This is a genomic window from Falsiroseomonas oryzae (assembly GCF_027856955.1).
In the GTDB taxonomy this organism is placed as follows: domain Bacteria; phylum Pseudomonadota; class Alphaproteobacteria; order Acetobacterales; family Acetobacteraceae; genus Falsiroseomonas; species Falsiroseomonas oryzae.
On sequence record NZ_JAPSMD010000403.1, the window covers coordinates 1 to 4,854 of the forward strand.

The window sequence follows — 4,854 nt, forward strand, 5'->3', positions numbered from 1 at the left end:
CCTGGTGCAGGAGCCGCGCCATGACCGCGCTCTCCGCCGGCCCGTGCCGCCCCACGCCGCCGGTCGGCAGATAGAGCGGCGGCACGGGTTGCGCCTCGCCCCAGGCCAGCGCGGCGGTGACCCGGTCGGCCAGGGCGCGGCTCGGCACGCCGCCCGGCCGCACCGCCGCGCCCATGATCACCACCACCGCCCTGCCGTCGTCGCCCTGGGTCACGCAGCACGCGCTAGCCCGGCCGCGGCCGGCAGGAAACACCCGACGCAAATTTCGTGTCGGTCAGCTGGTCGGTCATCGACCATAAGGCGATGATCGGCTACGCTAACGAAAACGTTATGCGAATGGCCGGGGAGCCATCATGGTTGCCGCCTATCTGATGCAGTTGCCGAGCCCGCCGCGACGTAACGTCTTCCGCGAATGGGCAGGCGGCATGGGGACGTCGCTGGCCAGCGACCGGACCGTAGCCGGGCACGACCCCGGCTACTACGACATCCCCTTCTCCACCCTGCTCTACGTGGCGCGCGTCGCGGAGCAGGAAGGCGTCGCCTATCGCTACGTGGACGGCCAGGCCAGTTCCGCCTTCGACCGGGAGGCGTTCCTGGCCGATGTCGCGCGCGACCGGCCGGCCGTGCTCGTCACCGTCGTCAACATCCCCTCCCTGGAGCCCGACCTGGCGCTGATCGGCGCGGCGCGCGCTGCCGCGCCGGGGCTGAAGGTCATCCTGCTCGGCCCGACCGCGAAGTGGTTCAAGGACCGCATCCTGCGCGAAGGCCATGCCGACTTCGTCATGGAGGAGAGCGAGGAGCTGCTGACCGGGAAGAACGTCGCGAAGCTCGTCGCCGGCGAACCGGTCTCCGCGCTGGAAGGCGGCAGCGCCTGGGGGGATGGCGCGCTGCGCCCGCAACCCTCGCGCACGCCGATGAAGACGCTCGATTTCGTCGACTTCCCAGCCTACGAGCTGCTCGATTTCAGCCGCTACGAGAGCGACTACTACTTCGGCGAGAAGATGCGCTACGCGACCGTCTTCACGACGAAGGGCTGCCCCTACAAGTGCGGCTACTGCCCCTATCCCTTCGGCTTCGGCAACCGCCTGATCTACCGCAGCCCGAAGAAGGTGGGCGACGACATCGAACGCCTGGTGCGCGACTTCGGCGTGAAGCAGATCCTGTTCCGCGACCAGGTCTTCACCATCAACCGCAAGCACGCCGCGGCGGTGTGCGAGGAGCTGATCCGCCGTGACCTCGGCGTGAAGTGGGTGTGCGAGACCCGCTACGACGTGGTGGACGAGGCGATGCTGGACCTGATGTACCGCTCCGGCTGCCGCGAGGTGCATTACGGCCTGGAATCCGCCGATCAGGAGATGTTCGGCGCCATCGCGAAGTCGGACGGGCCGCAGTCGCTCGAGCTGTTCGAGAAGGTGATCGGCTGGACCAAGGCGCGCGGCATCCGCTGCCACACCCACCTGATCGTCGGCATGCCCGACGAGAGCTGGGACACGGTGCGCAACACCGGCAAGTGGCTGCGCCGGGTGAAGCCGGATTCCATCCAGCTCGCCTACTTCATGCCCTATCCCGGCACGCCCATGCACAAGGAGCTGAAGGAGAGCCTGGCGCTCGGCGATCCCGACGCGATCGACTGGGAGGATTTCGGCTCCTTCACGCGTCCCGTCATGGCGACGAAGCACATGACGATGGAGGAGGTGAAGCGCGCCAAGGAGCTGCTCTCCTGGGACCTGCGCTACAGCCTCATGGAGCGGCTCGGCATGCGGGTGAAGCGCATGCTGGGGCTGCGCGCGGCGGCTTGATCGCCACGCGCATGGATGCCGTCGCATTCATGCTCGCGGCCGCGACGCCATGGCAGGCTGCCGGCCGTCGCGGTCCGGCATGACCCGCCGGCATGTCCTGTTCCTGAACAACCAGGGCCTCGGCGCTGTCGGAGGCGGCATCACCATCCTGCGCGCGCTGACCGCCGACCTGGCGCGCGACCACCGCATCACGCTGGTCAGCGACGATCCGCCGGGCGGCGCACCGTTCCGCGAGATCAGCGCCGCGCCCTTCGACCCCCCGCAGGACATCCGCTGGCGGCTCAAGCCCTGGTACAAGGCGCGCCACCTGGCGCAGCAGCTGGACCCCGGGCTGATCCGGGAAGCCGACGTGGTCGTTGCGCTGGATCCGCACTTCGCCCTTGCCCTGCGGACCGCGCGGCCGCGCCGGCTAATCCATCTCTCGCTGTCCTGCGTGACCCGGCAGGAATGGTTCGGCTCCTACGGCTCCGAAGGCTGGTGGTACGCGGCGCAATACGCCCTGCTCGAGCGCCGTCTGGCCGCCTGCGCGGACGCGATCATCGTCGCCAGCCCGATGCATGCGCGGGAGATGGAGCGCTTCGCCGGCTGCCGCGGCCGCCGGCTGCATGTCTTCTCGCCGGTCTTCCCGGCGCGCACGGCCCATCCGCAGCACGGCCGCGGCACGGATTTCGTCGCGATCGGCCGCATCACGCCGGTGAAGAACCTGCAGGCACTGATGCCGCTGATGAAGCGCCTGCCCGGGCTGCGGCTCACCATGCTGGGCGAAGGCGACGATCCGGCGCCGCTGCGCCGCCTGGCGGAAGCCGAGGGCGTCGCCGACCGCATCGAGTGGATCGGGGCGGTGGGCGATCCCACCCCCTGGATCGATCGCGCGACGATGCTGCTGCATCCCTCCCGCTACGAAAGCTTCGGCATGGTGGTGCAGGAGGCGATGCGCCGCGGCACCGTCCCGGCCGTCTTCGCGCAGGGCAGGGGCCGCATGAACGCCGCGACGGACCTCGTCAGGGATGGCGAGACCGGGCTGCTGGTGGACTACGACGACCCGGACGCCGCCGCCGCCGCCATCCGCGCCCTGCTTGATGCGCCGCAGCGCCTGGCCGCGATGTCCGACAAGGCGCGCGAGGCCGCGGCGCAGCTCGACCGCTTCGACTATGCCGCACGCTTCCGCGACCTGCTCGACCAGTTGCACAGGATGGACAAGGCCGCATGACGGACCGGCGCGCGCAGTTCAACCCGGCCGTCTTCCAGCACGACCCGGCCGCCACCTATCCCTGGCAGGCCTTCGGCCGCGTCACCATCGCCATGCTCACCTGGAACCGGCGCGAGCTGACGGAGCGCTGCATCGAGGCGATCTACCGCCATGCCGGCATGCCCTTCGAGCTGCTGGTGGTGGACAACGCCAGCACCGACGGCACGGTCGAGATGCTGGAGGCGATCGCCGCCGCGCAGGGTAACCTGCGCCTGCACCGCAACCCCGAGAATGTCGGCCGGCTGCGCGGCATCCAGCAGGTCCGCGACATCCTGCCGCCGGACGGCCTGGTGCTCTACCTCGACAACGACATCGAGTTCCTCTCCTCGCTGTTCCTGGTGCACCTGCAGAAGGCGTTCCACGCCGTGCGCCTGGCCACCGGCAAGCCCGACGCGGTGTTCGGCATCCGCCTGGTGAACTGCGAGGAGCACGGCTTCCGCCACGCCGCCGATGTCCGCCGCCTGGCGATCCCCTCCGCCGAGAACGGCGCGCCGCGCACCGGCTTCGCCGCGGTGAACAAGGACCGTGCCCCGCCAGAGCACCGCTTCGACGAGCAGGTGCTGCTCGGCGTATCGGACTTCATCATCGGCGGCTGCTGGGCCTGCCCAGTGCATCTCCTCCGCTCCGTCCCGTTCGAGACGCACTTCCCCGGCTTCATCGGCGGCGACGACGCCATCGCCTCGGCGCATTGGGCCAGCCTCGGCGTGCCGATGGGCTATCTCGAGAACGGCATCGTCGCGCGCCACCTGGACTGGCCGTACAGCGAGGAGAAGATCCAGCTCTACACGCAGCTCGCCCAGCAGCGCGCGGTGACGGATTTCTCCTACGTACTGTGGAAGATCCGGCGCTTCTTCCAGTAGCGGCAATTCATTCGCCCTCCGCCAGCAGCGCCGCATCCCCGCCCGCAGCCGCGGTGTTCACGCTGACAGTCCGCTCCGCCGCGAAGCGCGGCAGGTAGTTGGGGCCGCCCGCCTTCGGTCCCGTGCCCGACAGCCCCTCGCCCCCGAAGGGCTGCACCCCCACCACCGCGCCCACCATGTTGCGGTTCACGTAGACATTGCCCGCCGGCACCGCCGCCGCCACGCGCGCCGCGAAGCCCGCGCGCCGGCTCTGCACGCCGAGCGTCAGCCCGTAGCCGCTGCCCGCGATGCCACGCAGCAGCGGCTCCAGCGCGTCCGCCCTCCACCGCACGACGTGCAGCACCGGGCCGAACACCTCCTGCGTCAGGTCCTCCGGCCGCCGCAGCTCCACGATGCGCGGCGCGAGGAAGTTCCCCGGCTCCGGCGCGGGATGCCGGAACACCTCGCGCGCGCCCTCCGGCAGGGCGGAGAGCCAGCGCATGATCCGCGCCTTCGCCTCGGCGTCGATCAGCGGCCCGACATGCGTCGCGGGATCGCGCGGGTCGCCCAGCTTCAGCTCCGCGCAGGCGCCGGCGATCATCGCCAGCATGTGGTCGGCGGCGTCCGCCTGCAGACAGAGCAGGCGCAGCGCGGAGCAGCGCTGCCCCGCCGAGCGGAAGGCGCTGGTCACCACGTCGTCCGTCACCTGCTCGGGCAGCGCCGTCGCATCCACCACCATGGCGTTGAGCCCGCCGGTCTCCGCGATCAGCGGCACGATCGGGCCCTCCTTCGCCGCCAGGGCGCGATGGATGGCGCGCGCCGTCGCCGTGCTGCCGGTGAAGGCGACGCCGGCGATGGCAGGGTGCGCGACCAGCGCCGCGCCCGTCTCCGGCCCGCCCGGCACCAGGCGCAGCGCCTCCTCCGGCACGCCCGCATCGCGCAGCGCCCGGACGGCGAGCACGCCGAT

Annotated in this window: 4 protein-coding genes and 1 pseudogene; 3 read left to right on the forward strand and 2 right to left on the reverse strand. The window is 70.8% G+C overall.

The features are described from left to right. Positions 1-214 (reverse strand): annotated as a pseudogene (locus tag OZN99_RS25525) (YdcF family protein); the annotation flags it as partial. A 139-nt stretch (positions 215-353) separates the two neighbouring features. Between OZN99_RS25525 and OZN99_RS25530 the strand changes: the two are divergent. The 3 genes from OZN99_RS25530 (at position 354) to OZN99_RS25540 (ending at position 3,908) form a co-directional block, all read left to right on the forward strand. Continuing rightward, positions 354-1,799 (forward strand): B12-binding domain-containing radical SAM protein, encoded by a 1,446-nt coding sequence (locus tag OZN99_RS25530; RefSeq protein WP_270938050.1) that lies wholly within the window; start codon positions 354-356, stop codon positions 1,797-1,799. Positions 1,800-1,878: 79 nt separating this feature from the next. Next, positions 1,879-3,009, forward strand: a complete 1,131-nt coding sequence (locus OZN99_RS25535; protein ID WP_270938051.1) for a glycosyltransferase family 4 protein — start codon at positions 1,879-1,881, stop codon at positions 3,007-3,009. After that, positions 3,006-3,908 carry a glycosyltransferase family 2 protein gene (locus OZN99_RS25540; RefSeq protein ID WP_270938052.1) on the forward strand — a complete coding sequence of 301 codons (903 nt, stop codon included), beginning with the start codon at positions 3,006-3,008 and terminating at the stop codon, positions 3,906-3,908. The genes OZN99_RS25535 and OZN99_RS25540 overlap by 4 nt, the downstream gene beginning before the upstream one ends. Before the next feature lie 7 nt (positions 3,909-3,915). On the opposite strand, the gene OZN99_RS25545 is transcribed toward OZN99_RS25540, so the two are convergent. Continuing rightward, the coding region (locus tag OZN99_RS25545) for an aldehyde dehydrogenase family protein (protein ID WP_270938053.1) at positions 3,916-4,854 on the reverse strand (939 nt) is incomplete at its 5' end.

Excerpts from the sequence above, each read along its gene's own strand:
- OZN99_RS25530 (WP_270938050.1), top strand. The coding sequence starts at position 354 with ATGGTTGCCGCCTATCTGATGCAGTTGCCGAGCCCGCCGCGACGTAAC.
- OZN99_RS25535 (WP_270938051.1), top strand. The coding sequence starts at position 1,879 with ATGACCCGCCGGCATGTCCTGTTCCTGAACAACCAGGGCCTCGGCGCT.
- OZN99_RS25540 (WP_270938052.1), top strand. The coding sequence starts at position 3,006 with ATGACGGACCGGCGCGCGCAGTTCAACCCGGCCGTCTTCCAGCACGAC.